At 65.7% G+C, this 26143-nt stretch carries 26 protein-coding genes; 6 read left to right on the forward strand and 20 right to left on the reverse strand.

Annotated features, from left to right (window positions below):
- Positions 1-18: 18 nt before the first annotated feature.
- From ACOGJC_RS15235 to arc, 8 genes are all read right to left on the reverse strand, one after another.
- Positions 19-975: a helix-turn-helix transcriptional regulator gene (locus tag ACOGJC_RS15235; protein ID WP_419845846.1), complete on the reverse strand. Its 957-nt coding sequence runs from the start codon at positions 973-975 to the stop codon at positions 19-21.
- Complete coding sequence (locus ACOGJC_RS15240; RefSeq protein ID WP_419845847.1) at positions 972-1928, reverse strand: helix-turn-helix transcriptional regulator; 957 nt, start codon at positions 1926-1928, stop codon at positions 972-974. Before ACOGJC_RS15240 ends, ACOGJC_RS15235 begins: the two co-directional genes overlap by 4 nt.
- The gene (gene pafA, locus ACOGJC_RS15245) at positions 1928-3286 is read right to left on the reverse strand and encodes a Pup--protein ligase (RefSeq protein ID WP_419845848.1); all 1359 of its coding nucleotides are present in this window, start codon (positions 3284-3286) and stop codon (positions 1928-1930) included. The genes ACOGJC_RS15240 and pafA overlap by 1 nt, the downstream gene beginning before the upstream one ends.
- Entirely contained in the window at positions 3286-3963 is a 678-nt protein-coding gene (gene prcA, locus ACOGJC_RS15250) for a proteasome subunit alpha (RefSeq protein WP_419845849.1), read from the reverse strand. Before prcA ends, pafA begins: the two co-directional genes overlap by 1 nt.
- A gap of 40 nt (positions 3964-4003) precedes the next feature.
- On the reverse strand, positions 4004-4801 hold the full coding sequence (prcB, locus tag ACOGJC_RS15255; RefSeq protein ID WP_419845850.1) for a proteasome subunit beta: 798 nt from the start codon (positions 4799-4801) through the stop codon (positions 4004-4006).
- A 16-nt stretch (positions 4802-4817) separates the two neighbouring features.
- Positions 4818-5012, reverse strand: coding sequence for a ubiquitin-like protein Pup (locus ACOGJC_RS15260; protein WP_419845851.1), 195 nt, complete (start codon positions 5010-5012; stop codon positions 4818-4820).
- A 94-nt stretch (positions 5013-5106) separates the two neighbouring features.
- Positions 5107-6630 (reverse strand): depupylase/deamidase Dop, encoded by a 1524-nt coding sequence (dop, locus tag ACOGJC_RS15265; protein ID WP_419845852.1) that lies wholly within the window; start codon positions 6628-6630, stop codon positions 5107-5109.
- A gap of 49 nt (positions 6631-6679) precedes the next feature.
- Complete coding sequence (gene arc / locus ACOGJC_RS15270; RefSeq protein ID WP_419845853.1) at positions 6680-8437, reverse strand: proteasome ATPase; 1758 nt, start codon at positions 8435-8437, stop codon at positions 6680-6682.
- Between the two features lie 143 nt (positions 8438-8580).
- Between arc and ACOGJC_RS15275 the strand changes: the two genes are divergently transcribed.
- The gene (locus tag ACOGJC_RS15275; protein ID WP_419848251.1) at positions 8581-8814 is read left to right on the forward strand and encodes a ferredoxin; all 234 of its coding nucleotides are present in this window, start codon (positions 8581-8583) and stop codon (positions 8812-8814) included.
- Between the two features lie 30 nt (positions 8815-8844).
- Here the strand turns inward: ACOGJC_RS15275 and ACOGJC_RS15280 are convergent, their stop codons facing one another.
- From ACOGJC_RS15280 to ACOGJC_RS15315, 8 genes are all read right to left on the reverse strand, one after another.
- On the reverse strand, positions 8845-9618 hold the full coding sequence (locus ACOGJC_RS15280; RefSeq protein ID WP_419845854.1) for a tRNA (adenine-N1)-methyltransferase: 774 nt from the start codon (positions 9616-9618) through the stop codon (positions 8845-8847).
- Positions 9615-9827: a hypothetical protein gene (locus tag ACOGJC_RS15285; protein WP_419845855.1), complete on the reverse strand. Its 213-nt coding sequence runs from the start codon at positions 9825-9827 to the stop codon at positions 9615-9617. Before ACOGJC_RS15285 ends, ACOGJC_RS15280 begins: the two co-directional genes overlap by 4 nt.
- 26 nt (positions 9828-9853) lie before the next feature.
- A complete protein-coding gene (locus ACOGJC_RS15290; protein ID WP_419845856.1) occupies positions 9854-10084 on the reverse strand; it encodes a hypothetical protein in 231 nt (76 codons plus the stop codon).
- Positions 10084-10437: a hypothetical protein gene (locus tag ACOGJC_RS15295; protein WP_419845857.1), complete on the reverse strand. Its 354-nt coding sequence runs from the start codon at positions 10435-10437 to the stop codon at positions 10084-10086. Before ACOGJC_RS15295 ends, ACOGJC_RS15290 begins: the two co-directional genes overlap by 1 nt.
- Positions 10438-10464: 27 nt before the next feature.
- Positions 10465-11115 (reverse strand): LON peptidase substrate-binding domain-containing protein, encoded by a 651-nt coding sequence (locus tag ACOGJC_RS15300; protein ID WP_419845858.1) that lies wholly within the window; start codon positions 11113-11115, stop codon positions 10465-10467.
- Between the two features lie 38 nt (positions 11116-11153).
- The gene (locus tag ACOGJC_RS15305) at positions 11154-12656 is read right to left on the reverse strand and encodes a D-alanyl-D-alanine carboxypeptidase (RefSeq protein ID WP_419845859.1); all 1503 of its coding nucleotides are present in this window, start codon (positions 12654-12656) and stop codon (positions 11154-11156) included.
- A 69-nt stretch (positions 12657-12725) separates the two neighbouring features.
- A complete protein-coding gene (locus ACOGJC_RS15310; RefSeq protein WP_419845860.1) occupies positions 12726-14186 on the reverse strand; it encodes an acetate--CoA ligase family protein in 1461 nt (486 codons plus the stop codon).
- Entirely contained in the window at positions 14183-14827 is a 645-nt protein-coding gene (locus ACOGJC_RS15315; protein ID WP_419845861.1) for an acetate--CoA ligase family protein, read from the reverse strand. The genes ACOGJC_RS15310 and ACOGJC_RS15315 overlap by 4 nt, the downstream gene beginning before the upstream one ends.
- Positions 14828-15065: 238 nt before the next feature.
- Here ACOGJC_RS15315 and ACOGJC_RS15320 point away from each other — a divergent pair, with 238 nt between their 5' ends.
- The 5 genes from ACOGJC_RS15320 to cofH all read left to right on the forward strand — a co-directional run bounded on the left by ACOGJC_RS15320 (position 15066) and on the right by cofH (position 22439).
- Entirely contained in the window at positions 15066-15818 is a 753-nt protein-coding gene (locus tag ACOGJC_RS15320; protein ID WP_419845862.1) for a fatty acid desaturase, read from the forward strand.
- Positions 15819-15919: 101 nt separating this feature from the next.
- Complete coding sequence (locus ACOGJC_RS15325; RefSeq protein ID WP_419845863.1) at positions 15920-17035, forward strand: FIST signal transduction protein; 1116 nt, start codon at positions 15920-15922, stop codon at positions 17033-17035.
- A 24-nt stretch (positions 17036-17059) separates the two neighbouring features.
- A complete protein-coding gene (tkt, locus tag ACOGJC_RS15330; protein ID WP_419845864.1) occupies positions 17060-19033 on the forward strand; it encodes a transketolase in 1974 nt (657 codons plus the stop codon).
- A 5-nt stretch (positions 19034-19038) separates the two neighbouring features.
- The gene (gene tal, locus ACOGJC_RS15335) at positions 19039-20142 is read left to right on the forward strand and encodes a transaldolase (protein ID WP_419845865.1); all 1104 of its coding nucleotides are present in this window, start codon (positions 19039-19041) and stop codon (positions 20140-20142) included.
- 53 nt (positions 20143-20195) lie between these two features.
- Positions 20196-22439: a 5-amino-6-(D-ribitylamino)uracil--L-tyrosine 4-hydroxyphenyl transferase CofH gene (gene cofH, locus ACOGJC_RS15340; RefSeq protein ID WP_419848252.1), complete on the forward strand. Its 2244-nt coding sequence runs from the start codon at positions 20196-20198 to the stop codon at positions 22437-22439.
- Here cofH and ACOGJC_RS15345 read toward each other — a convergent pair.
- Genes ACOGJC_RS15345 through ACOGJC_RS15360 form a run of 4 tightly spaced genes read right to left on the reverse strand, consistent with a single transcriptional unit; the run spans position 22436 to position 26119 of the window.
- The gene (locus tag ACOGJC_RS15345; RefSeq protein WP_419845866.1) at positions 22436-22615 is read right to left on the reverse strand and encodes a hypothetical protein; all 180 of its coding nucleotides are present in this window, start codon (positions 22613-22615) and stop codon (positions 22436-22438) included. The genes cofH and ACOGJC_RS15345 overlap by 4 nt on opposite strands.
- Positions 22605-23768 (reverse strand): (Fe-S)-binding protein, encoded by a 1164-nt coding sequence (locus ACOGJC_RS15350; protein WP_419845867.1) that lies wholly within the window; start codon positions 23766-23768, stop codon positions 22605-22607. The genes ACOGJC_RS15345 and ACOGJC_RS15350 overlap by 11 nt, the downstream gene beginning before the upstream one ends.
- Positions 23765-24676 (reverse strand): FAD-binding protein, encoded by a 912-nt coding sequence (locus ACOGJC_RS15355; RefSeq protein ID WP_419845868.1) that lies wholly within the window; start codon positions 24674-24676, stop codon positions 23765-23767. Before ACOGJC_RS15355 ends, ACOGJC_RS15350 begins: the two co-directional genes overlap by 4 nt.
- Positions 24677-26119, reverse strand: coding sequence for an FAD-binding oxidoreductase (locus tag ACOGJC_RS15360; RefSeq protein WP_419845869.1), 1443 nt, complete (start codon positions 26117-26119; stop codon positions 24677-24679). It lies immediately after the preceding gene.
- Between the last annotated feature and the right edge of the window lie 24 nt (positions 26120-26143).

Consider the following 26143-nt stretch of genomic DNA (forward strand, 5'->3'; position numbering starts at 1 on the left):
GGGCCCTCTATTGGTCCTCTATTGGTATCGGGCCAGAACCCGCCGAGCAGCGAGCTGTGCCTGGTCGTCGGCCACCGGCGGGTCGGCATGGCGCAGCTCGGCTTGAGTGCCGAGTTGGAGGAGCAGCCGCTCCAACCGGCCGATCTCGCTGACCGGCAGTGTGGCCTCAATCGCCCCCCTGTCCAAATGCACCTGCTCCTCGGTCGGGTACCGCTCCAGCACCCACGAGGCGGAGGGCGCCAGCCGCAGCACCACCCGGGGATCGGTGTCCCGGGCTTGGAAGGCCGACGGCGAGCCCGTCTCGTCGGGAGGGGCGAAGACTGACTCCATGATTTCCAGGGACCTGATCCGGTCGATGCGGAATACCCGTACTCCCCCGGCTTGCTCGCAGTGCCCCTGCACGTACCAGTTGCCCATCTCTGAGAACACTCGGTAGGGGTGAATGACACGATCGGATTCCTGGCCCCTTCCAAAGCTGAAGTAGCGGATCTGGACGTGATGGCAGTCGGCGGCCGCGGCCAACAGCGGCTCAACCCACTCATCGGCCGATTCCCCCAGGCTCACCGCCAGATCCTCGCCGACGCTCACCCCCAGTCCGTCGGCCAGCTTGGCCAATCCCCGGCTCAATGGGCCATCGGGATCGGCCTCAGACAGCAGGGCCTCCCCGGCCCCGATCAACCCCAGGGCCTGGCTTTGCGTAAGCCGCAGCGGACGAGAGAAGTAATCCGCATTGCTGATCGCCACCCAGCCGCCATTGTCCTCGTCATCCAAGCCCATCACGTATATCAGCTCGTCCGGGGTGAAAGGGTGCAGCCCTACCACGAACAGCACCTTCACCAGGTCTTCTCGCAGCTCCGCTTCGGGATAGTCGAATCGCTGGGACACCTCGCTCAGCTCAGCTGCGCCTTGGGACATGATCCAGGGGACCAACTCGAGCATCCGCCGAAGCCGGTCCCCCGCGCTCAATCGGCTCATCGGCTGAGCTCCTCAAGCCAGGTCACTAGGTCGGCCCGCAACTCGGGTGGTCCGAGAAGCTCAGCGTGCTCCAGGAACTCCAGGACCAGTGACCGGAAGGCATCCGGACTGCGAACTGCCACCTCGAAAATTGCGGAACCGTCGGGATCCCTCTCCGAAGGCTCTTGGCCGAGACGCCGCGCCGCCCAAACCGCTTGATCGGGGTCGACCTTCAGCCGAGCGGTGATCGCCGGGTCAGGTCCGAACTTCCACGGTTGGATCGGCACCCAGCCAGCGGTGCCCTCGGGCTGCTGGAAGCCACCGGGAAGGCCCAGTTCGACGTCGCCTTCGATCCGGTCTACCCGGAACGTGCGCTTGTCGTCGCGTCCCCGGTCATGGCCCACTACGTACCAGTGACCCTGATCGAAGGCCAAAGTCCAGGGCTCTACCGCACGGGGCTGCCCGCCGTAGGTGAAATCGGCCACCCGCTGCTCGGTGACGGCCCGAAAGAGATCGACCAGCGCGGGGTGGACCGGCACCGCGGCCAGCTCGGCGTCGGTTCCCTCCCCTACCCGGCCGCCCAGCTTCCACAGCGCCTCCGATCCCGAAACCCCATCGAAGCGGACCGCAGTGGCCGCCCGGTGCAGGGCGGCCAGCTCGTCGACCTCGAAGTCCATCTCCGGCAAGGAGTAGTCCTGTTTGCGGATGCGGTACCCCAAGGTCTCTCGCTCCTGACCGGGCACCGTTCCGGAGATGACCGGAATGCCGACATCGATCAATTGGTTCATATCCCGATGGAACGCCCGCTTGGCTGCCGAGAGGTTCTCCGGATAGCCGGCCGAGTCTTGTCCCCGGGCGATTCCCACCCTCTCGTGCAGTTCCTCGATGGACAAAAAGCGCGTTGCGTCGATCAACGCGGCAATGAGTCGCAGCAAGCGCTCCAATCTGACCTGCTCCGGCTTTCGCCTGGCCATCACAGGGATTCGATCAGTTTCTCGACCCGCTCGTCGTGGGCGCGGAACGGGTCCTTGCACAGAACAGTCCGCTGGGCTTGGTCGTTCAACTTCAAGTGCACCCAATCCACGGTGTAGTCCCGCTTGCGCTCCTTGGCCCGCCGGATGAACTCACCCCGGAGCCGGGCCCGGGTGGTGGCCGGCGGATTCTCGACGGCACGGTTGATCTCGTCGTCCATGCACATCCGCTCGGTCATGCCCTTGTTCTGCATCCGGTAGAAGAGGCTGCGCGACCGATTCACATCGTGGTATTGGAGATCCAACAGCGCCACTCGGGAGTCGCTGAGGGCCAGACCATGGCGTTCTCGGTAGGCCTCGATGAGGTGGTGCTTCATCACCCAGTCGCACTCCCGGGTCAAGTTGAGGGGATCCTTGGCTATCTGGGTCAGACAGTGCTCCCACATTTGCAGGGCCTGCTTCTCTTGGGGGTCCAGGTCGCGGCTCTCGGCGTATTTGAGGGCGCGGTCGAGGTATTCCGACTGGATTTCCAGGGCGCTGACCTCGCGACCGCTGGCCAGGCGGATGCGGCGGGTGCAGGTTGGGTCATGGCTGATCTCCCGAATGGCCCGAATGGGATTGTCCAGCGTCATGTCCCGCAGCGCCACCGACGGATCTTCCAGCATTCGCAGCAGAATGCTGGTGGACCCCGTCTTCAGGAACGTGGCGTACTCGCTCATATTGGAGTCGCCCACGATGACATGAAGTCGCCGATAGCGCTCGGCATCGGCGTGAGGCTCATCACGGGTGTTGATGATCGGGCGGGAACGGGTGGTCGCGCTCGATACCCCCTCCCAGATGTGCTCGGCCCGCTGGCTTATGCAGTACGCAGCCCCCCGGGCGGTCTGGAGAACCTTGCCCGCCCCGGCGTAAATCTGGCGGCTGACCAAGAAGGGAATCAGCACCTCGGCGTACTCGGTGAAATCGTCGCGTCGACTGGTGAGGTAATTCTCGTGGCAGCCGTAGCTGTTGCCCGCGGAATCGGTGTTGTTCTTGAACAAGTAGATGTCGCCCTGGATGCCCTCTTCCCGCAGCCGCAACTCCGCGCTCTCGATGAGTGTTTCCAGGATGCGCTCGCCGGCCTTGTCGTGGGCCACCAGGTCGTAGACCGAATCGCACTCCGGCGTGGCGTATTCGGGGTGGGAGCCTACGTCGAGGTACAGCCGGGCGCCGTTGACCAAGAACACGTTGCTGCTGCGCCCCCAGGACACCACCCGGCGGAACAAGTAGCGGGCCACTTCGTCGGGGCTGAGCCGTCGGTGGCCCCGAAGCGCGCAGGTCACGCCATACTCGTTTTCTATCCCGAAGATGCGCCGGTCCATCAGTCCAATAACCTGGCCAGCTCGTCGCCTTCGATCCTCTGAAACGCTCTCCGGCCGGTTTCCCGCACCAGGATGGCCACTTCGAGGTCGTCGGCTTCCAGGGTTCGCTCCTGGCCGCTCAGCGCGGCCGAAGAGGCCTTGACCGCATCACCCACTTCCCAATCGCCGTCGTAGGTCTGACCCAGCCGCTCAGCAATGGAGTCGGCCTCTCCCCCCAGCACGGTGTACCCGGATTCATCGTTGACGGTGCCGTCGTAGAGCACGTGGAACATCTGATCCCCACCGGGCTCCGATCCCACTTCAGCCACCAAGATCTCCACCTCCATCGGCTTCATCTCGTGGGTGAAGGTCTGGCCCAACACCTGGGCGTACTGATTGGCCAGACTCCGGGCGTCCACATCCTCGCGGCTGTAGGTGTAACCCTTGAGGTCGGCGTGGCGCACGCCGGCGATGCGGAGCTGATCGAACTCGTTGTAGCGGCCGACGCCGGCGAACGCGATGCGGTCGTAGATCTCGCTCACCTTGCGCAGGGTGTTGGACTGGTTCTCCGCGCAGATCACGATTCCGTCCTTCACGCTGAGCGCGGTCAGGGCCCGGCCCCGGGCGATTCCCTTGCGGGCGAAGTCGGCCCGATCCTTCATGAGCTGCTCAGGGGCCACGTAGAAGGGCATGGTCATCGAGAATCACCCCTGTGATTCTCAAGACCGGCCAAAACGGTCATGAGCCACCCCCTCGGGTCTCCAGGCTGTCCAGCAATTCGCGGAACCGGGCTTCCACGTCGGCATCGTCCACTCGTTCGAATCCCTGGGCACCGATGACTGCCACCACTGGGTAAATGCCCCGCACCAAATCGGGGCCCCCGGTGGCCGAGTCCTCCTCAGCCGTACGGAACAGGGCCGACACCGCCAAATCGATCATCTCATCGGCATCGGCATCGGGTCGATAGCCCAGCTTGATGACCGTTCCCGCGTGAAGGCTCCCCGACCCTCCCACCGCATACTCCCGCTCCTCGTAGCGACCCCCGGTCACGTCGTATTGGAACAGCCGGCCGATATCGCGGGATCGGTCATAGCCGGCGAACAGCGGGACTACGGCAAATCCCTGCATGGCGGCGGGCAGGTTGTTTCGAACCATCATGCCCAGCTGGTTGGCCTTGCCGTCCAGGCTGAGGGCCTTGCCCTCCACTTTCTCGTAGTGCTCGAGCTGCAATTGGAACAGCCGCACCATTTCCATGGCCGGCCCGGCCGCCCCGGCGATGGCCACCCCGGAGAATTGGTCGGCCGGGAACACCTTCTCGATGGTGCGATGGCTGATGAGGTGCCCCGCGGTGGCCCGGCGGTCTCCGGCCATTACCACGCCCTGCTGGCAGCGGATGGCGACCACCGTGGTGGCGTGGGTTATGGCCAAGTCGGCAGCCGGGGCGTCGGGCGTCGGCGGCGAGAGTCCGGCGGAGCGCAGCAACGCCGCAAAGTTGGGGCCCGGGTCGCCCCCGGCTTCAAAGAGGGGCAGCGTCACAGTTGGCAGACTACCGCTACTGGCCGCCCTTTTGGATATAGGACTTCACAAAGTCCTCGGCATTGGACTCCAGCACCTCGTCGATCTCGTCCAACAGCTCGTCGAGCTCTGCCTTCAGCTCCTCGCCCTGCCCTGAGACCGCCGGAGCGTCTTCGACGTCAGACTGCTCTCGTTGAGGTGCGGGTTTCTTGATTTGTTCTCGTTCCGCCATCTCATCCCCTCATGCGCGGGTGGCTGCCGATCACGATATCGCACTCTCCCCGAAGTGAGGACAAACCGAAGTGGATACAAATTATCGGGATGCCCTAGCGGGGGCTTTGTTCTCCCAGGCGCTTCAGCAGATCGGCGGCGGTGTGGCAGTCGGCCAGAAGGTCGCGGACGTGGTCGGCCGTGCCCCTGGCGGGTTCCATCATGGGCACTCGCCGGAGCGGCTCGTCGCCCACGTCGAACACGATCGAGTCCCAGTTGGCGGCCACGATGCTGGGGGCCCACCGCTTGAGGCACTGGCCCCGGAAGTAGGCCCGGGTGTCTGTCGGCGGCTCGGAGATAGCCGCTCGGGCATCCTCCACAGGCACCAGAGTCTCCAGCCCCACTCGGCCGGCCACCGATTTCTCGGGCCGCAAATCGTGGTACTGGAGATCGAGCGCGGCCAGGCGGGCGTCATCGGGCCGCAGGCCATGGCGCTGGGCCAATCCCCGTATCAGCTGGTATTTGGCCACCCAGTCGAGTTGGCGGGCCAGCGACATGGGATCGGCCTCCAAACCGGCCAAAACCTGTTCCCAGCGGTCGATCACCAGGTCGCCCACCGGGCCGCCCACCGCGTCGAGCCCGTGGCTGTCGGCGTATTTGCGGGCCTGGTCCAGCAGGTCCCACTGGATCTCCAGCGCGGTGGCGCTGGTGCCGTCGGCCAGCTCCAGGGTCTTGTCCAGGCTCAGGTCGTAGGACACCTGCCGCATGGCCTGCACCGGTGTCCGGAAACGGAACTCCCGGGGCAAGACGTTGTCCTCCACCATGGCCAAGACGATGGCGGTGGTCCCCACCTTGAGGAAGGTGGCCACCTCCGACATGTTGGCGTCTCCGGTGATGACGTGCAGCCGGCGGTAGAGCCGGGCGTCGGCGTGAGGCTCGTCCCGGGTGTTGATGATCGGACGCTTGAGCGTGGTCTCCAGCCCCACCTCTTCCTCGAAGAAGTCCGCTCGCTGGGTGATCTGAAACGGCACCTCTGCGGTGGTGAGGCCAGGAGCCTCCGAGCCCACCTTGCCCGAGCCGGTGAAGATTTGGCGGGTCACCAGGTGGGCGGTGGCATGGACCACGATTTGGGAGAAGGGGGTAGTGCGGGCCATGAGATAGTTCTCGTGGCAGCCGTAGCTGTTGCCCTTGCCGTCGGAGTTGTTCTTGTACACCACCAGCTCTTGGCCCTGGGGCAGAACCCGGGCGGCCGACTCCATAGAGCGGATCAGAATCAGCTCGCCCGCCTTGTCGAAGCGGGTCACATCGAGGGCGTTGCTGCACTCGGGGGTGGACAGCTCGGGATGGGCGTGGTCCACGTAGTAGCGGGCGCCGTTGGTGAGCACCGCGTTCACCAGGTGGGTCTCGATCTCGGGGGCCAGCGATCCCAAGGGGGCGATGCCCCGGATGTCGTTGCCGGGCATCTCGTCTTCGAAGTCCCAGGACACCCCGGATGCAGGCCCTCCCTCACCGGTGCGCTCCACCTCTGAGAGGTAAGAGTTAATGAGCAGCGATGAGGCGGTGATCGGGTTGGAGTCCTCGGTCCCGGTGTGGGCGATCCCGAACTCGGTCTCGATACCGCAGATCTTGGGAACGGCCATGCCTGGCACGCTAGTTGACTTGAGCCGAAGGTCTGGCGGCAATCGAAGGTCAGAGGTATTGGCCGGGGCCAACCCCCTCGATGGAGCGCCCGCCCTGGTTTGTCTCCTCGTTGGACAAGAGTGTGCGGACAAACACGATCCGCTCCCCCTTCTTGCCCGATATCTTCGCCCAATCGTCGGGGTTCGTGGTGTTGGGCAGATCCTCGTGCTCCCGGTATTCCTGATACACCGACTCCAAGAGGTCGTTGATGTGGATGCCCGGCGCGCCGCCGGCAATGGAGCGCTTGATGGCTAGCTTCTTGGCCCGCCGCACGACGTTCTCGATCATGGCACCAGAGGCGAAGTCCTTGAAGTACATGATCTCTTTGTCGCCGTTCTGGTAGGTCACTTCCAAGAACTGGTTGCGCTCCTCCTCCAAGAACATCTCGACCACGGTCTGCTCGACCATGGCCTGAATGGCCTTGTCCGGGTCTCCCCCGCCCAACCCCTCCACCATCTCGGCGGCGAGGGGCACCTCCGCAGTGAGATAGCGGGCGAAGATGGCGCCGGCGGCGTCGGCATCGGGACGCTGGATCTTGATCTTCACATCCAGGCGACCGGGTCTCAGGATGGCGGGATCGATGAGGTCCTCCCGGTTGGAGGCGCCGATCACAATCACATTGCGCAGCGCCTCCACCCCGTCGATCTCGGCGAGGAGCTGGGGGACCACGGTGGACTCCATGTCGGAGCTGATGCCCGTGCCCCGAGTGCGGAACAGCGACTCCATCTCGTCGAAGAACACGATGACCGGCCAGCCTTCGGCCGACTTCTCCCGGGCTCGCTGGAACACCAGCCGGATCTGGCGCTCGGTTTCGCCCACGTACTTGTTCAAGAGCTCGGGGCCCTTGATATTGAAGAAGTAGGAGCGGGCCTCCCGATCCGAGTTGATCTGGGCGACTTTGCCGGCCAAGGAGTTGGCCACTGCTTTGGCGATCAGGGTCTTGCCGCAGCCGGGCGGGCCGTACAGGAGGATGCCTTTCGGAGCGGGAAGCTGGTACTCCGCGAACAGCTCCTGGTGCATGAAGGGCAATTCCACCGCGTCGGTGATCTGCTCGATCTGCTCGTCCAGTCCTCCGACCTGGTCGTAGGTGACGTCAGGCACCTCTTCCAGCACCAGATCTTCCACTTCGGGGCGAGGCAGGCGTTCTATGAGCAGCCCTGAACGGGAGTCCATCAGCGCGGTGTCTCCGCTGTTCAGCGGCTGGTCGATCAGCTCCGTGGCCAGCTCCACGACCCGCTCCTCGTCGGCCCGCCCGACGATGATCGCCCGTCGCCCACAGATCAACACCTCTTTGACGGTCACCACCTCGCCGGTGCCATCGCCCACCCGCGACAGCACCACGTTCAGCGATTCGTTGAGGACCACCTCTTGGCCTCGGCGCAGCCCATCGATCGCGATCTCCGGGTGCAGCGCGACCCGCATCTTGCGCCCCCCGGAGAACACGTCGACCGTGCCGTCGTCGTTGTGGTCCAAGAACGTTCCGTATGCCGACGGGGGCTGGGTGAGCTTGTCCACTTCATCGCGCAACGCGGAGATGTGCTCGCGGGCTTCGCGCAGGGTATAGGTGAGCTTCTCGTTTTGGGAGACGGCCTTGGCCAGCTGCCCCTTGGTCTCCAGCAGCCGCTCTTCCAGAGTGCGAACGCGTTTGGGGGCATCTTGCAACCGTTGGCGGAGCACAGCCAGCTCTTTCTCCAGCGCGGCCATCTGCTCGGCCGGAGACGTCTCTTCCTCCGGCCTCTCCTCGTTCGCCGCGTTGCCCTCTGCCATACCAACCCGACTTTACACGCGCTTTTTCAATTTCCGCTGTATGGCCAAGGTTGACTTCTGGTCGGTTACACTGAGAGCCCACCCAGCGTCTACCATGCTTGCCGTTCGCTGCTTGTAATGAAAGGGCCGGAGCACCGATGCAAATGAAGGTCTGGATCGATCAGGATCTCTGCACTGGTGACGGTCTCTGCGAGGAGATCGCCCCCGATGTTTTCACGCTGCTCGACGACGGCCTGGCCTACGTCAAGGAAGGCGACACAGTCTTCAGTGAACCGGGCGGCGTCGAAGGACTCGCTATCGTGCCCGAGGGGCAGGAAGAAGCCACCATCGAATCGGCCGAGGAATGCCCGGGAGAGTGCATCTTCATTGAGGTCTGAGCCCGACCTCTTGGCTCCCGAACCCTCCAGCTAGTCAGCGAGCCTTCTGACCGCGGTCACGAAACCGGTGTGGCCCACCATTCGGTGCTCGGGTCTCACTGCGTCTCCTTTGATGTGCCAGCCGCGGTGCAGTATTTCCACCGTGGACGCGCCAGCCCAGGGTCCGGCCTCGCAGGCTTCTCGCAACTGCGCAGCCTGCACGATGCTCGGGGTGTAGGCCGCCAGGATGCCGCCGGGATGCAGCGAGGCGGCTGCGTGGGGCACCACTTGCCAGGGCTCGGGCAAGTCCAACACCACCCGGTCGAGTCCCGTGGCGTCAATCCCCTGGTAGCAGTCTCTGATCTCGGTGTGGTAGCGCTCGGCGACCTCTGATCCCAAAAAGCCCGTCACGTTTTCCATCGCCTGCTGGGCAAAGTCCTCCCTGATCTCATAGCCCAGCACTGTCGCTCCGGCTCTCAGCAGGCTTATCGACAGCGCCCCCGACCCCACGCCAGACTCCAGCACCCGAGCGCCGGGAAACACGTCGGCCAGCATCAAGATGGCCGCGCTGTCTTTGGGGTACACCACCTGCGCTCCCCGGGGCATCTTCAGCACGTAGTCGCGGAGGGTCGGACGCCAAATGGTCAGCTCGGCGTTTCGGGATGTGCGTACCTGCATGCCTTCGGTGCCACCGATCAACGCATCGTGGGACACCGATCCCGCATGGGTGTGGAATTGTTGGCCCTCGGCCAGCGTCACCAGATATCGGCGGCCCTTTCGATCGGTGAGCAGGACCAACTCGCCGTCTTGGAGCGCTCGGCTCACCGGGATTCGTCGGGAAGGTGGGTGATGACCAGGCTTTCGCCGGGGCGCAGCTCCTCGGTAAGCACCGCTCTCAGGTGGCGGGTGCTGGCCACCCGCCTCAACAGGCGGAACCCCCAGGCCACCGCGCCCAGGATGAGCCATGCTCGGCTTCCGCCCATTACCCCGCGTCGGATGGCTTGCCGGCGCACATATCCCAGCGGGTCAAGCATCTTTCCTGTCCGATTTCCCTGGCCGATCAGACCCGGCGGACTTCGACTACGGTCCGGCTGGCCCGACCGCGCCGCCGTCCCAGCAGGAAGGCCAAAACCGCCATTACCGCCACGATCGCTATGACTGAGGCCAGCATCGGGGTGCGAGCCGCTTCTGCGGTGTGGTCCAGGCTGTGCTTCAGATCTTCAAACTTTGCCCGGATGTCGTCCCTGTTGATCGACCCGCGTTCCATATCCACGTCATCCACGTCGCTCATCAGCGGCCTCCTCTCGATATGCGTGTCCTGGCGGCCACCAGTGCCGCCAGCACGGCAAGCAGTCCAACGAGCACCATCAGATAGGGCAGGGCGCTCATGTTGCCGTCGAACACCCCAGAAGCCTCGGTCTGGAGCAAGCGCAATCCAGCTACGGACAGGAATACAAGTCCCACGCCGATGCTCAGCGCGCCGAGAATGCCGAGCTTCAGCGTCTTGCCCAGTTGGGTGAGCGGCGTAACGATCTCCTGTCGGCCATAGCCGATGAGCAGCGTCTTCAGCTCGGACAACACTTCGTTGGGCGAGTTCCCTTTTCGGGCAGCTTTTGAACGTTTGGCCACGGCCACCTCCTGCAATCGGTCAGCCTATCCCGGTGGTTTCCACTACCCCATCTCGATTCGGGCTCGGATGACCTCCTCGGCGTCGGCCAGGAGTTCAGCCAACAGGCTCAAGCGGCGGGCCGGGCTTTCCGCGGTCAAGAGCCTCTGTCGGTCCAGTGGTCCATTGGGAGACAGGGCGGCGAGCTGCCATATCGCGATCGCGGGGTCGTCGGACACCTCGAAGGTGGCCGGAAGTCCGGGCGCACCCAATTCGGATTGCAAGGCCAGAACCCGGCGCCACGTGGCCGTCACCGGAGGGAGCTGGGCGGCAATCTCCTCCCCGTCGTCGTCTCCGTCGGAGGCATCGGGCCAGTCTTGGACCTCGGCTCGGGGATACGGATCGTCTTCCAGCCAACGGGAAACCCGAATTCGGCGCGTACCACCGACAACCAGGCCCCACCGTCCGTCGGGGAACTCCTGGGCATCGATGATGTTGGCCACGGTTCCGGCACTGGTGCGGATGTCACCGCCGCCTACCTCGCTACCCCGCTCGATGAGCACCACGCCGAACTCGCGGGCCCCGTCCAGACAGTCCCGGGTCATCTGCCGGTAACGGGGCTCGAACACGTGGATCGGCACAACCATCGTGGGGATCAGCACCATCCCCAGCGGGAACATGGCCATCGTGCTTGTCTCGGTCTCAGGCTCGGTCATTTATTTGGTCATATGGCGAAGGTCTTTTCCGAGCCCGGTCAGCTGTTTCGGATCGGTTGGAGGCCGATGTCGTCGAGGCTCGGTTTTGCCGCCAAGGTGGCCAGATGGCGCACGATCTGCTCTTCCAGGTTTCGGATAGCCCGGTTGTCGTCGGTGCCGGGCTGGTTGGCAATGAAGGTAAACGTCACTTCTTGGCCCAAGCCGATGTCGATGTAGCCCATCATTGCGGTGACGCTTGATGTTCCGCCCGAGAACGCCGTGATCCGCCCCGGATCTCGGACACCGGCAAACCGATTCCCAAGTGGGCCGGCTTCAGCTGCGGTCGGGAGGAGCTCGTGGAACAGCGGGCTGAACTCCTCGCTGTCCAGCAGTGAGGTGAACACCGGGCAGGTCGCAACGTTGGCCGGATCGAGTCCCGAGCCGTCGAATTGGAGCAGTTGGAGCTGGTCGACGTCGATTCCCGCGTTGTTGAGCGTGTTCTCCACCGCTTGGAAACCGGCGCTGGTGCTGCCGGTGCCCGTCGCGGCCAGGCCGATCTCCTTGAGCAGCAGCTCGATGGTTTCGATATCTCGGTTGGCGAGGATCTGGCCATAGAGATCCGAGAGTGGCGCCGACTCGATCGCCGCCATCACATAGACCTCTTCATCGTCGGGCACCGCTTCAGAGCGGGGGCTGCGGCGGATGACCACGTCGCGCGCTTCAAGCATGTCGTCGAACAGCGCGGCCGCGTAGAAGGGCGGATCCTCTGCGGCCAAGTAGACGTTCGCCTCATCTTGTTCGCCCGCTCCATCAGCCTCATCGGTTGCCTGTTCAGACCCCGGGACGGGGAACTGCACCCAGCCGTCGTCGAATTGCAGCGCTAGCAAGGTGCCGATCGTCTCGGAGTCGATGACGCTCTCCGGCCAGGACGGGACGTAGCGGAGATCGTCGTAGCGAGTGGCATCACCCACCACCGCCCCGGTCACCAGGGTCAGACCGTCATCCACCAGCTTCTGGGCCAGCTCTTCGATGGGAGTGTGAATCCGGCTTCGGTCCTCGGTCAGCGTTGCCAGGAATTCCTCGGTGAACAGCCGCGGATCGCCCCCGCCCACCAAGTAGATGTCGCCGTTCACGACTCCACCGTCCATCGGAACGGTGGATTGGACCGAGGTGGTGAATGTGTGTTCAGGGCCGAGCACCTGGTGGGCCGTGGCCAAGGTGAGCAAGACCAAGGCTTCGGAGGGCATCACCTGGGTGTTTGCCCCGCTCTCATAGAACGGGGGGTCGCGGCCGTCAAGGGTGATGGAGAGACAGGCGGCCGTGGGGGCGGTGGCCATCAGGTCGTCCAGGGTGGTGAAGAAGTCGGGCTCGGTGAGCGACGGGGTCAGCAGCTCCCGCAGGCGAAGGGTGGATATCAAGGGCGTGCCCACTCCGGGCGGGACCGTGTCGTCAGCGGCCACTTCGCCGAGATTTTCGTGAAGCCGGTCGCTCAGATAGTTGGAGCCGAGAAGCGACCCGAGGGCGACCGCCAACAGCAGAAGGGGCATCAGGATTCGACGCACTGCGGGTATCCTAGGTTGCCCCTGGGCCACCGGGCGTGCCGCTGGCCATCTCGCCGATCACGTCCCGGCTCACAGGTGGCGCTTGCGCCATCGGGCGTACCACCACAGGTGGTGCAGCGCTCGCACGGCCCGGTCGGCGGAGGGGAAGCAGTAGCGGTTTTCGGTTGCCATGGCAGCCGGCCCGGCATTGCCTGGCTGGGTGACGGCCAGTTCGGTGGCGGCCAGGATGGGCTTGCCGGTTTGGGCTGAAGCCTCGGCCGCCGCCGTGGCAAAGCGGCTGTCTTGACGCTCGTGGTACTCGCAGATTCGGGCCAGCTCGGCCGAGTGGAAGTACGGGCCTGACCGCAGATGGGAGGCGGTGTTGGCCTGGATGCCCATTCCCAAATAGACGACCGCGTCGACTTCAGGATGCCCGGCTACCAAGTGGATCGCCTCCGGGATGGTGTCGCGGCTCTCGCCTCCGGCCAGGTCAATGGGGTTGTGGCGGCTCCAGCGGGGCGGCACTAGCCGGTCGATGGCCGCCTCCAGATCGGCAGGAAGGGGGATCAGCTCCAGGCTGGACTTCGATACCGCATCAGCGGCGATGACGCCCCACCCTCCTGCGCTGGACAGCACGACCGTGCGAGGACCAGCGGGCAGCGGCTGGGTGGCGAAGGCGGCGACGGCGTCGAACGCCTCTTCGATGGTGGCAGCCCGCACTGCGCCGCTCTGGCGCACCATGCCGTCGAAAATTCGGTCGTCGGTGGCCAACGCCCCGGTGTGGCTGGCCGCAGCCTGCGCACCGCGAGGAGTTGTCCCACCCTTGACCAGCACCACCGGCTTCGCCTCGGATGCCTTGCGGATGGCGGCCGCGAATCGCTGGCCGTCGCTCACTCCTTCGACATAGGCCGCCATGGCCTTGGTGTGGGGATCGCCGGCAAACCAACTCAGGTAATCGACCACTCCCACCATGGCCGCGTTGCCGGCGCTCACCGCCCGACTGATGCCCACTCCGCTGAGCGCGGCGTAGTTCATGAAGGCTGACACCAGATTGCCTGATTGGCTGGCCACCGCGATCGGACCGGGGGGCGGCACTGGTGCCACGATCTGAGCGGCCAGCTTGGCCGGGGTGGAGATCAACCCCTGTCCGTTGGGCCCGGCCACCGTCATGCCCAGAGAGCGGGCCAGATCGATCAGCTCCTTCTCGGCCCGGGCACCCTCGGCGCCGGCTTCCCGGAAACCGCCTGAAGCGATGAAAGCCGCCCCGATGCCCCGGCTGGCTGCCGACCGCAGGATGTCGGGGCAGGTCTGAGGGGGTGTGCAGACCAGAACCAAGTCTGCTGCCCCCTCGGGCACTTGTTCGACCGATGCCAGCGTGGTGAGCCCCAAAATGGTCGGCTGCTCGGGATTGGTGGCGAACACCGGCCCGTCGAATCCCCCCGCCAACACGTTGTGAAGAGCGACGAAGCCGAACTTCCCCGGATGGGTGGAAGCACCAGCCACCACGATGCCTCGGGGGTTGAAGAACAGGTCGAACGGCGTGGGGCTCATGGGCTGCTCACCACGACCAGAGCGTCCACCGCCACCGGCTGGCCGTCGCGAATGATCAGGGGGTTGACATCAATGGCCTGGACGCCGTCTCCGCCCGCCGCTTCAGCCAAACCCAAGAGAGTCTGTGCCAGCGCGTCCCGGTCCACTGCCGGCTCGCCCCGCAGCGGACCCAGCAATTCAGGAATCCCCAGGTCATCGATCATGTCCTGGCAATCGGCCTGACTTGCCGGCAGCAGTCGGAACACCGCCTCCCCGATTGCCTCGGCCAGCACGCCGCCCAGGCCGAGCATGAGCGCGGCGCCGAATTGCTCGGTGAGCACGACGCCGGCGATGAGCTCCCGATGCCCGACCACCATCTCCGACACCAGCAAGGCCACCTCGCCGTCATCCTCGGTGGCCGCGGCCAATAGATCCTCTGCGGTGAACCGCACCGCATCGGGTCCGTCCAGCCCCAACCGCACCAGCCCCCGCTCGCTTTTGTGAGCCAGCGACGGGCCGCACAGCTTCAGAGCCACTGGGCCGCCGATCTCTTGCGCCGCGGCCACCGCTTCGTCCGCCGACTGAGCCAGCTTGTCTCGACTCACCACAACGCCGTGGCTGGCCAGAAGCCGCTTCGACTCGAACTCCGACAACACCCCCATCTCAAAACAAGCTACCCGCCTGCCTGGTCTTCCCCCACTCCCTGGGCAGGAGTACCAGCATCACGGGCTTCTCGCTCTCCAGGAGTCTCCTGCTTCACTCCGACGGCACTAGTAGCAGTCAGTATGGCCAGCGAATATGTTATGTAACCCTCGCCTATCTTCTAGGGTCACACCCGTGGCTGTCGGAGTCGGCGGCCAGCCATGACCCAGCGGTCATGACCCGTCAGGAGTTCAAGCTGTGCAGATAGTGATCGCGATCGTTGTTGGACTCGCCCTCACCCAGTTGGCCAATCTGGCCACCACTGTGTATCTGCACCGCGACTTGGCCCACAAGGCAGTGCAGCTGCATCCCGCGCTCCGCAGCTTCTTCAAGGTGTTCTTGTGGGCAGCGACTGGGATCTCAGCCCGCCAGTGGGCCGCAGTCCACCGCAAGCACCATGCGTTTACCGATACCCCCGAAGACCCCCACTCCCCGGCTCGGCTGGGCTGGCTGCGGGTGCAACTCACCAATGCCGCCCTCTACCGGCGCTCGGCCCGCGATCCCCAGACCACGGAGCGCTACGCCAAGGACATTCCGGTTACTTTGCCCGACCGATTGCTGCTCAACCGCGGGATCATCGGATTGGCCTTGGGGATCGCCATCTTGGTGTTGTGGCTGGGCTGGATTCCCGGCGTGGTGGCCGTAGCGGTTCACACCGTGGGGTACATCGGCTTGGGAGGCTCGGTGAACGGGGTGGCCCACACCTTCGGGCGCCGACCGTTCGACAACAGCGCCACCAACGTCACCTGGCTGGCCTGGCTGACCTGCGGCGAGGGTTACCACAACAACCACCACGCCGCTCCCACATCAGCCCGCTTCGCTCGCCACTGGTACCAATTCGACCTGGGCTGGTGGTTCATCAGCACGGCCAGCCGCCTGGGCTTGGCCCGGATTCGCCACTCAGATGTTGATGCTCTGGCCGCTCGGGCCACGGTTTCTGTGCCGGTTTGACCCGCCATAGACCCCCTCGTAGACCCCCTCATTGATCCCCTTTAGAGTAACAACCTGTTTTTTCCACTGGCGGCGCGTTCTGTCGGACTAGCGTGCGGAGAGTGAGCAGGTATGGGGCCGCTTTATCTGAGCATCCCGACTCGGCCAGCGCGGTCGGCGAGGTGATCGGCGAGATTCTCGAAGCGGTAGGCCCATCACCGGATTTGGCCGTGCTGTTCGCCTCGGCAGCCCACCGTGATGCTATCGGGGAGATGGCCGATGCCATTCACCAAGTCCTGTCTCCGTCGGCCCTTATCGGGGCCACGGCGGTGTCGGTGATCGGCGGCCCCCTCGAAGTAGAAGAACGCCCCGCGGTCTCGCTTTGGGCCGCGGCCCACTGTCCGGTCCAGCCGGTGCGGCTCGAAGCAGTCCGCAGCCATGAGGGATGGGCCGTTGGCGGGATGCCGGCCGACGCGGAGGGCACGCTGCTAGCCGTACCCGACCCGTTCACGTTCCCCAGCGATGCCCTGTTGAATGCGGGGCCCGCGGTGACGGTGGTGGGCGGGCTGGCCTCCGCCGCCAGCCGACCGGGAGACAACCGGCTGATCCTCAATCACGAGGTCTACGACGACGGTGCGGTGGCCGTGCTCCTCGACCCCGGCGTCGAGGTCCGCACCGTGGTCTCCCAGGGATGCCGGCCCATCGGCCAGCCATTCACCGTGACCAAGTCCGAGGGCAACATCGTGACCGAGATGGGCGGGCGCACCGCCGTCGACCGGCTGCGGGAGACCCTGCTGGGATTGGACGAAGACGACCGGGCACTCGTGGCGAAGGGTCTGCATGTGGGCGTCGTGATCGATGAGCACAAGTCAGAGTTCGATCGGGGTGACTTTCTTATCCGCGGGCTGATCGGCGCCGATGAGCAGACTGGCGCCTTGGCGGTGGGCGACGCGGTAGAAGTGGGCACCACGGTTCAATTCCAAGTGCGGGACGCTGCTACCGCCGACGAAGACCTCCGAGAGCTGATGGCCGACGCCTCGGCCGGATCGGCCCTGGTGTTCACCTGCAACGGCCGGGGCACCCATTTATTCGACGGCCCCGACCATGACGCAGCCGTGGTCCACGAGGCCCTCGAAAGAGCGCCGGTGGCCGGAATGTTCTGCGCCGGCGAGCTCGGACCAATCGGCGGTCACAATTTTCTCCACGGGTTCACCGCTTCGGTGGTGTTGTTCCCTTGACAACCTGAAAGGATCGAACCGTCTATGGCTGCGTACCCCGCTGCTCTCGAAGCCCAGGGCATCAGCGTCATCCGAGGCCTGGCCATGGATGCTCCCCACCAAGCCCGCTCCGGGCACCAGGGAACCGCCATGGCCATGGCCCCGCTGGCCCATGTGCTGTGGACTCGCATAATGCGCTACGACGCCGACGATCCGGCTTGGCCCGATCGTGACCGGTTCGTCCTCAGTGCCGGTCATGCCTCGATCCTGCTCTACTCCATGCTCCATTTGACTGGCCAGGGGCTGACTCTCGAAGACCTGCGGGACTTCCGCCAATGGGGCAGCCAGACCCCGGGACATCCCGAAGTGGGCCACACCGCAGGGGTGGAGGTAACCACTGGGCCACTCGGTCAAGGAATCGCCAACGCGGTGGGTATGGCGGTCGCCGAGCGCTGGCTGCGCCACCGCTTTGGCGCTGATATTTGCGACCACCGAGTGTTTGCCCTGTGCAGCGACGGAGATCTCTCCGAGGGAATCAGCCATGAGGCCTCCTCACTGGCCGGGCACCAGCGTCTCGACCGGCTGATCTGCATCTACGACGACAACCGGATCACCATCGACGGGCCCACCGATCTCTCTTTGTCCGACGATGCCGCCCAGCGGTTCGCCGCCTACGGCTGGCACGTTGTGGACTTGGGCGAGGCGGCCGACGACCTTGACGCTCTGGAAGCAGGCATCCGAACGGCTATGGCAGTTGACGACGCCCCGTCGATGGTCATCGTGCGCAGCCATGTGGCCTATCCCTCCCCCGGTCAGACCGACAACCATGAGGCCCACGGCTACTCGCTGTTCGACGACGAGATCGCCGCCACCAAGGCGGTGATGGGGCTGCCCACCGACGAGTCCTTCTATGTGCCGGCCGATGTGGTCGATGCCTATCGGGCTGCTGGCCGCCGGGGGGCCGCTGAGCGGTCGGCCTGGCAGCAGCGGGTGGAAGCCCTCGGCCCCCAGCGCTCGGAGTATGAGGCCTGCCTGGCCGGCCGGGGCCTGGCGGGCTGGGAGAACAAGCTGCCGTCATGGCCGGCCGGCGAGTCGGTGGCCACCCGCAAAGCCAGCTCCGCTTGCCTCAATGCCATGGCCGACGTGGTCCCCGGCTTGGTGTCCGGCGGCGCCGACCTGACCGGCAACACCGGCACCAGCCTCTCCGATGCCGACCCGCTCAACTCGGCCCATCCCGCTGGCCGCCAGCTTTATTTCGGCATCCGGGAGCACGCCATGGGTGCGGTGCTGAACGGCGCCGCCCTGCACGGCGGGCTGGTGCCCGTGGGCGGAACCTTCCTGGTGTTCAGCGACTACATGCGGCCCGCGGTGCGGTTGGCCGCGCTGTCGGAGGCCCACAGCATCTTCGTCTGGAGCCACGACTCGGTGGGCGTCGGCGAGGACGGCCCCACCCACCAGCCGATTGAGCACGTCATGTCGCTGCGGGCCATCCCCGGCCTGCGGGTGTTCCGACCGGCCGACGGCAACGAGGTGGCCCAGGCATGGCGGCTGGCCGTGGATTTGGACGGCCCCAGCGCCATGATCCTGACCCGTCAGAATGTGCCCACCCTGGAGGGGACCGCAGCGACCGACGGCGTGGCCCGAGGGGCCTACACCCTGGTGGACGGCCCCAACCCCGACGTGATCCTGGTGGGCACCGGCAGCGAGGTGTCGGTATGCGTGGCCGCGGCCGCCGCTCTGGAAGAGCAGGGCGTGGCCGCCCGAGTGGTCTCGATGCCCTGCTGGGAGCTGTTCGCCGCCCAAGGTCCCGCCTACCGGGCCGAGGTGCTCCCGCCCGGCGTGCCCAAGCTGTCGGTGGAAGCGGGGGTGACCCTGGGCTGGGAGAGGTGGGTGGACCTCCCGGTGGGCATCGACCGGTTCGGGGCGTCGGCCCCAGGTTCGGTGGTGCTGGACAAGCTGGGCATGAACTCGGCCAATGTGGCGGCCCAAGCGGCGGCCCTGATCGAGAGTCAGGAGTAACGACAATGAGCAGTCTCCACGACCTGTATCGCCACCACGGCCAGAGTCCCTGGCTGGACAATCTGCGCCGGGACTGGATCGACAACGGGGAACTGGTCCGCTGGGTCGAGCGCGGGGTCCGGGGGCTCACCTCCAATCCCAGCATTTTCCAGAAGGCCATGACCTCGGGAACCGACTATGACGAGCAGTTCGCCGAGCTGCTGTCCGACGGTCTGAGCGTTGCCGATGCCTACTGGGAGCTCGTGCTAACCGACATCGGCGGCGCCATCGACGCGCTGGCCCCGGTTCATGAGGCCAGCAACGGCGTCGACGGCTTCGTCTCGGTGGAGGTCGATCCCAAGCTGGCCCGCGACACCGAGGGCACCCTGACCGCGGCCCGGGCGCTCAACCAGCGGGTTGACCGTTCCAATCTGTACGTGAAGATTCCCGGCACTGCTGAGGGCCTGCCCGCCATCCAGGCCATGACGGCCGAGGGCCGCAGTGTCAACGTGACCCTCTTGTTCTCCCTGACCCGCTACGCCCAGGTCATCGAGGCCTACCTCTGTGGCCTGGAGGCCTGCGAGGGCGACTTGTCGTCGGTGTCCGGGGTGGCCTCGTTCTTCATCAGCCGCACCGACACCGAGGTCGACCGCCGGCTCGAGGCCATTGGTACCCCCGAAGCCCTGGCCTTGCGAGGTCAAACTGCGGTGGCCCAAGGCCAGGTGGCCTACCAGATCTTCAAAGAGAAGTTTGCCGGACCCCGATGGGAGGCCTTGGCCGCACGGGGGGCGCGGGTGCAAAGGCCGCTTTGGGCTTCCACTTCCACCAAGAACCCGGCTTATCCTGACACCCTCTATGTCGATCAGCTCATCGGACCCGACACCGTGAATACGCTGCCCGACGCAACCCTGGAGGCGTTCACCGACCACGGCACGCTGGCCCGCACCGTGGACGCCGACCCCGACGCGGCCCAGGCGGTTCTGGATAGAGTCACCGACGTCGGTGTGAATCTGGAAGCCGTGGCCGACCGGCTGGAGGACGAGGGGGTGTCGGCATTCGTGAAGTCATTTGACGATCTGCTCGAAAGCTTGACCACCACCGCCGACCGGTTAATGGAAGGCGCTCGGTGACAATCGCCACGCCAACCAGTCGAGACCTGCTGGAACTGAGCCTCGATGACCTGATGGCCCGGGCCCGGGCGGTGCGAGATCGGGTGCACGGCACTCGGATCACCTATTCCCCCAAGGTGTTCATCCCCCTCACCATGCTGTGCCGGGACAAGTGCGGCTATTGCACCTTCGCTCAGCCGCCTGCCCGATTGGAGTCGCCGTACCTCAGCGAGCACGAGGTGCTGGCCATTGCCGAATCGGGCGCGGCCGCCGGTTGCCACGAGGCGCTGTTCACCCTGGGCGAGCGCCCCGAGCTGCGCTACCCCGACGCCGCCAAGTGGCTGGAGACCCACGGCTTTGCCTCTACGGTGGACTATCTGGCCCACACCGCCCGCCTGGTGGTGGAAAAGACCGGGCTACTCCCCCACGCCAATGCTGGCGCGCTCTACCCCGAGGAGTTGGCCCTGCTCCGCAAGACCGCCCCATCGCAGGGGATGATGCTGGAGACGCTGGCCGACCTGGACTGCCATCGAGGATCGCCCGACAAGACCCCCGAGCGGCGGCTGGCCACCCTGGAAACCGCTGGCCAACTGGCCATCCCGTTCACCACCGGAATCCTGGTGGGCATCGGTGAGACTCGGGCCGACCGGGTCGACGCTCTGGAGGCCATCGCCGAGTCCCATCGGCGTTGGGGCCATGTTCAAGAGGTCATCGTCCAGAACTTCCTGCCCAAGCCGGGCACCGCCATGCACGGGGCCCCGCCTTGCGATGGCGACGAGTACATGGAGGCCATCGCCCTGGCTCGCCTGATCCTGCCCGAGGAGATCCACCTTCAGGCCCCGCCCAATCTCTCTGACGATTTCGGTCGGCTGCTCGATGCGGGCATCGATGACTGGGGAGGGGTATCCCCGGTGACCGCCGACCACGTGAACCCCGAGCGCCCCTGGCCGGCCCTCGAACGTTTGCGAGCGGTCACCGAGGCCAAGGGGTTCGCCTTGGCCCCCCGGCTGACCGTGTATCCCGAGTACACCCTCGACTCTGGCCGGTGGCTGGATGAGGACATGCGATTCCCGATGCTGGACCGCAGCGATGCCGAGGGCCTCGGGCGGCCCAATGACTTGGGCTGGTACTCCGGTGCTGATGCCCAGCCACCGATGCTGTTGGCCGCGCCTGCTACCAACGGTGCCCCCGCGGGACACGCCACTGCCGGCGGAGCAGTGGGCGAGGTGGTCGCTGGAGTCCGGGCTGGTCAAGAGGTTGGGGTGGACGAGATCGTCACCTTGTTCAGCGCCCGCGGGCCCGAAGTCCAAGCAGTGGCCGCGCTGGCCGACGAGCTCCGCTGTGCCGCGGTGGGCGACGAGGTCACCTGGGTGTCCAACCGCAACATCAACTACACCAACGTGTGCACGTTCAAATGCCGGTTCTGCGGCTTCTCCAAGGGGCCGCTATCGCTCAACCTGCGAGGCGACCCCTACCTGCTGAGCTTGGACGATATTGCCGAGCGCACCGTGGAGGCGGCCGATGCCGGGGCTACCGAGGTCTGTCTCCAAGGCGGCATCCACCCCAATTTCGACGGCGACTACTACATCGACGTGACCCGGGCGGTGAAGGACGCCGTGCCCGACATCCATGTCCACGGCTTCACTGCTCTTGAGGTGACTGAGGGCGCCCGCCGACTGGAAGAGCCGCTGGCCAAATATCTGCGCCGACTGATGGACGCCGGGCTGCGTTCTTTGCCGGGTACCGCGGCGGAGATCCTCGACGACGAGGTCCGGGCGGTGATCTGCCCCGACAAGATCGACACCGGCGAGTGGCTGGAGGCCCACCGCACTGCCCACGGCCTGGGACTCCGATCCAACGTGACCATCATGTTCGGCACGGTCGAACAGCCGGTCCACTGGGCTCGCCACCTGGTCCGCACCCGCGAGCTCCAGAAGGAAACCGGCGGATTCACCGAGTTCGTGCCGCTGCCCTTCGTTCACATGGCCGCTCCCATCTACTTGCAACGCCGGTCCCGTCGAGGTCCCACCTTCCGAGAAGCGCTGCTGATGCACGCCGTGGGCCGCATCGCCTACCACGGCTGGATCCACAACATCCAGGCCTCATGGGTCAAGCTCGGCATGGCCGGCGCGGCCCAGATGCTCCAAGCCGGCGTCAACGACTTAGGCGGCACCCTCATCAACGAGAACATCTCAAGGGCCGCCGGCGCCTCCCACGGCCAAGAAGCCACCGAAGACGACCTCCAAGCCCTCTGCACCCCCCTAGGCCGCCCCCTCCGCCAACGAACCACCCTGTACGACGAGATAGCCAACGCCTAGTCCTCCAGGATCGAGATCGCCTTTTCTACTGACCGGCGGGCTCGGGTTAGTTTTTTCTCTTCTTCGGGGCGGGTTGTGGCGCCTTCTTCCACGGCGTCGCGCAGCACTGACATGGCCAGGTCGTCGAGTTGTTCGGCGATGTGCTCGAGCTGGGTGCGGATGTGCTCAGCGGTCATGGGTTAGAACTTCGTCCACGATTTCTAGGGGGTGGCGCACGGCTACCCCAGCGTTGGCCAAATGGATGGTGCAGCCGGGGTTGGCGCTGGCCACTATATTGGCGCCGGAACGGTCGATGGCCTCCAGCTTGCGCTCCCCAATCGATTTGGCCAGCTCCGGTTGCATGGCGGCATAGGCGCCGCCCGCACCGCAGCACAGGCCTTCGTCGTCCAGGGTTACCACCGTGGCGTAGCGGGCCAACACCTCGGCCACCGGCTGGTGGGTCCGCTGCACATGGCGCAGGTGGCAGGGGTCGTGGACCGCGACGGTAAAATCCTCGTCTCGGTTCCCTGCCGATGGCAGTTGGTCGGCGTGGGTCGCCAGCCACTCGTGGACATCCTGCACCCGCTCGCTGAAGGCGACGGCCTCTGGGGTGCCCAAGTGCTTCCCGTACTCCTTGAGAACAGCTCCGCAACCGGCCGAGTCCACCAGAATCGGGGCTGAACCCTCCAGGGCCTTCATCGTTCGGGCGGCCAGGGCGTGGGCATGATCTTCCAAACCAGCATGGAGCGACAACGCTCCGCAGCACGCCGCTCCTGGCCCGGGCAGGGCCACCCCGGCGCCGGCCGACTCCACCACCCGCTTCACCGCGGCATGGGTTGATCGCTGCCAAGCGTCCATCACGCAGCCGGTGAACAGCCATACGTCGTCGCCGGTCGTTCGAAGCCGCTCTTGCGCCAGGGGAATCTTGGGCAGCCCCAGCCGTTTCGACGGCACCAGCCTCAGCCGTTGGACCACGGCCAGCCCCCTAGACAGCAGATTCAACAGCCGGCGATGGCCGAGAACTCGGAATCCCCACCGGCGCCAGTCCACGCGCCGCCGTCGGGCCAATTCAGCTTGCGTGGCCTCCATCATCGAGCCGAAGGGCACCCCGGATGGACAGGCCGGCTCGCATCCCCGGCACTGCACACACGAGTCCATCGAGGCCAAGAAGGCCTCGTCCACGGCCATGCCATGGTCTTGCACCTGCCGCATGGCGCTGATGCGCCCCCGCGGCGAGGCCCACTCTTCGCCGGTCACCCGAAATGTCGGGCAGTGGGGCAAACACAGCCCACACGCCACACAGGAAGCCAGCTCCTCGGGATCGATTCCGAGCGATATCTTCGCCGTCATCCCGCCGCCAGTGGATCGCGCCCGGGATTGAGCCGACCTCGGGGGTCGAACGCCGCTTTCAACCGTTGATGCAGAGCAACTACCGTCGCGTCAGGGTCGGGATCCGGGCAGGGCTCAGACACATAGGCCATCCCGGTACCGATCTGCACCAGAAAACTGCCCGGAAACCCCTCAGCCTCCAGCGCTCCAGTCGGCACCCGATAGGCCGGCAGAGGTGGCGGTCCATCGGTGGGCTCACATCCCAGCGAGCGGGCCAGTTCGGTCTCGGACTCCACATCCGATTCGTGGCCCTCCAAATGGACCCATGTCATTTGGCCGTCCCACAGGATGGAAGACGGCCAGTACAGGCTGCGACGCAGCTCCGTCGGATCGCACGGTCCCGCCAGCCATTGCTGCACCGCCGGCCGGGGCCAGGTGCGCAGTATCACTTCACCGAGCAATCCCAACGTGCCTAGCGATCCCACCAGAAGGCGGCACAAGTCGAAGCCCGACACGTTCTTGACGGTCGGCCCGCCTGCTTTGACCAGTCGCCCATCGTCGGCCACGTAGACCGCCTCCAACAGGGCGTCGCGAAGCCGCCCTCGGCCCAGAGCATGCACGTCATCACGGCCCACAGCCAGCACACCGCCCACGGTGGCTCCTGCCAAAACCGGCAGGTTGGCCCGCTGGCCGGCTTCGGCCAGCGCGGCGTCGAGTCCTTCCACCGGCGTACCGGCCCCCACCCGGATCGTCATATCGGCGGGATCGAAACCCCGCACTCCAGCCGGAGCCCGCACCAAGCGGGTCTCCTCCGGGCAATGACCGCCAATCTCCCAGTGGGTACGCCCGCCGACCACCGCCACCGGGCCGTCGTCGCCCACCTCGGCGGCGAACGACTCCAGCTCTTCTCCGGCCTCATCGCCGGTCACCTAGCCCCACACCCCCTCGGGAACCTTGTCGAGCGCGTTCACCTCGGCGCAGCCTGCTCCGGTGGGCAGCACTTTGCCGGGGTTGGCCATTTCGTCGGGGTCGAACGCCCGCCGCAGTCGAGCCTGGGCGTCCAAGTCGGCCTCGCTGAACATCAGCGGCATGTAATCGCGCTTTTCGATGCCGATGCCGTGCTCGCCCGACAGCACCCCGCCCGCGGCCAGCGAAGCCTCAATGATGGCCGATCCCGCCGCGTGCACCCGGTCCATGACCCCCGGCTCCCGGCGGTCGTACAGCAGCAACGGGTGGAGGTTGCCGTCGCCGGCATGGAACACGTTCATCACCTGCAAATCGTGCTCTTCGACGATCTCGTACACCTGGTTCATCACCTCGGCCAATCGAGTTCGGGGCACCACCGTGTCGTGCAGGTAGTAGTTGGGCTTGATCTGGGCGATGGCCCCGAACGCGCTCTTGCGCCCTTTCCAAATCAAGGCCCGCTCGTCGTCGTCGGCCGCCCGACGGACACTCCCGCCCCGCTCGACGGCCAACTCGGCCACTCGATCGGCCTCCGCCGCCACCCCGCCGGGCAGCCCGTCAACCTCCACGATCACCACCGCAGCCGCATCGGTGGGAAAGCCAGCCCCCACAAAGTTTTCCACTGCCCAGATGATGTTCTTGTCCATCATCTCGATGGCCGCAGGCACGATGCCGTCGGCGATCACCGCGCTCACCGTCTGCGCCGCGGCGTCAACTGAGTCAAAGGCCAAGAGCAGGGTCTGTACTGCGGGCGGATTCGGGGTGAGCCGCACCGCGATGGAAGTTGTAATCCCGAGCATCCCCTCGGAGCCCACATACGCCCCCCGGAGGTCCAACCCGGGGGCCCAACCGTCGGGATCGCCCAGCACCACGGCCTCGCCCGACATGAGCACCACTTCGGCGGCCAGCACATGGGCGCTGGTCACCCCGAGGGCCAAACAGTGGGGGCCGCCGGCGTTGGTGCCCACATTTCCCCCCAGTGAGCACACCTGTTGGCTGGAGGGATCGGGAGCAAAGTGCAGGCCATGGGGGGCCAGGGCCCGGCTGAGGTCCAGGTTGATCATGCCCGGCTGCACCCAGGCCACTCGCCGGTCGGCATCCACCGACAGCAGGCGATTCATCTTGGTGGTGACCACCACCACCGGCTCCTCCAAGGGCACCGCTCCCCCGGCCAATCCGGTGCCCGCGCCCCGGGGCACCACCGCCCGGCCATGGTGCCGGGCCGCGTCCACACAGCCCTGCACCTCGGCGGTATTGATCGGGAAGCACACCGGGCCGGCCTGTCCTCCTTCAAAAATCGAGGCATCCCGGCCCATAATCGAGCGCTCCAGCGGGGCTATCCTCACCCGGTCGGGGGGCAGCACTCGCCGAAGATCTCGCATCAAAGGGTCGGCCTTCCGAAACTTCATCCGCCAGTAGAATACCGGCAGTGA

Source organism: Candidatus Poriferisocius sp. (assembly GCF_965204015.1).
In the GTDB taxonomy this organism is placed as follows: domain Bacteria; phylum Actinomycetota; class Acidimicrobiia; order Acidimicrobiales; family Bin134; genus Poriferisocius.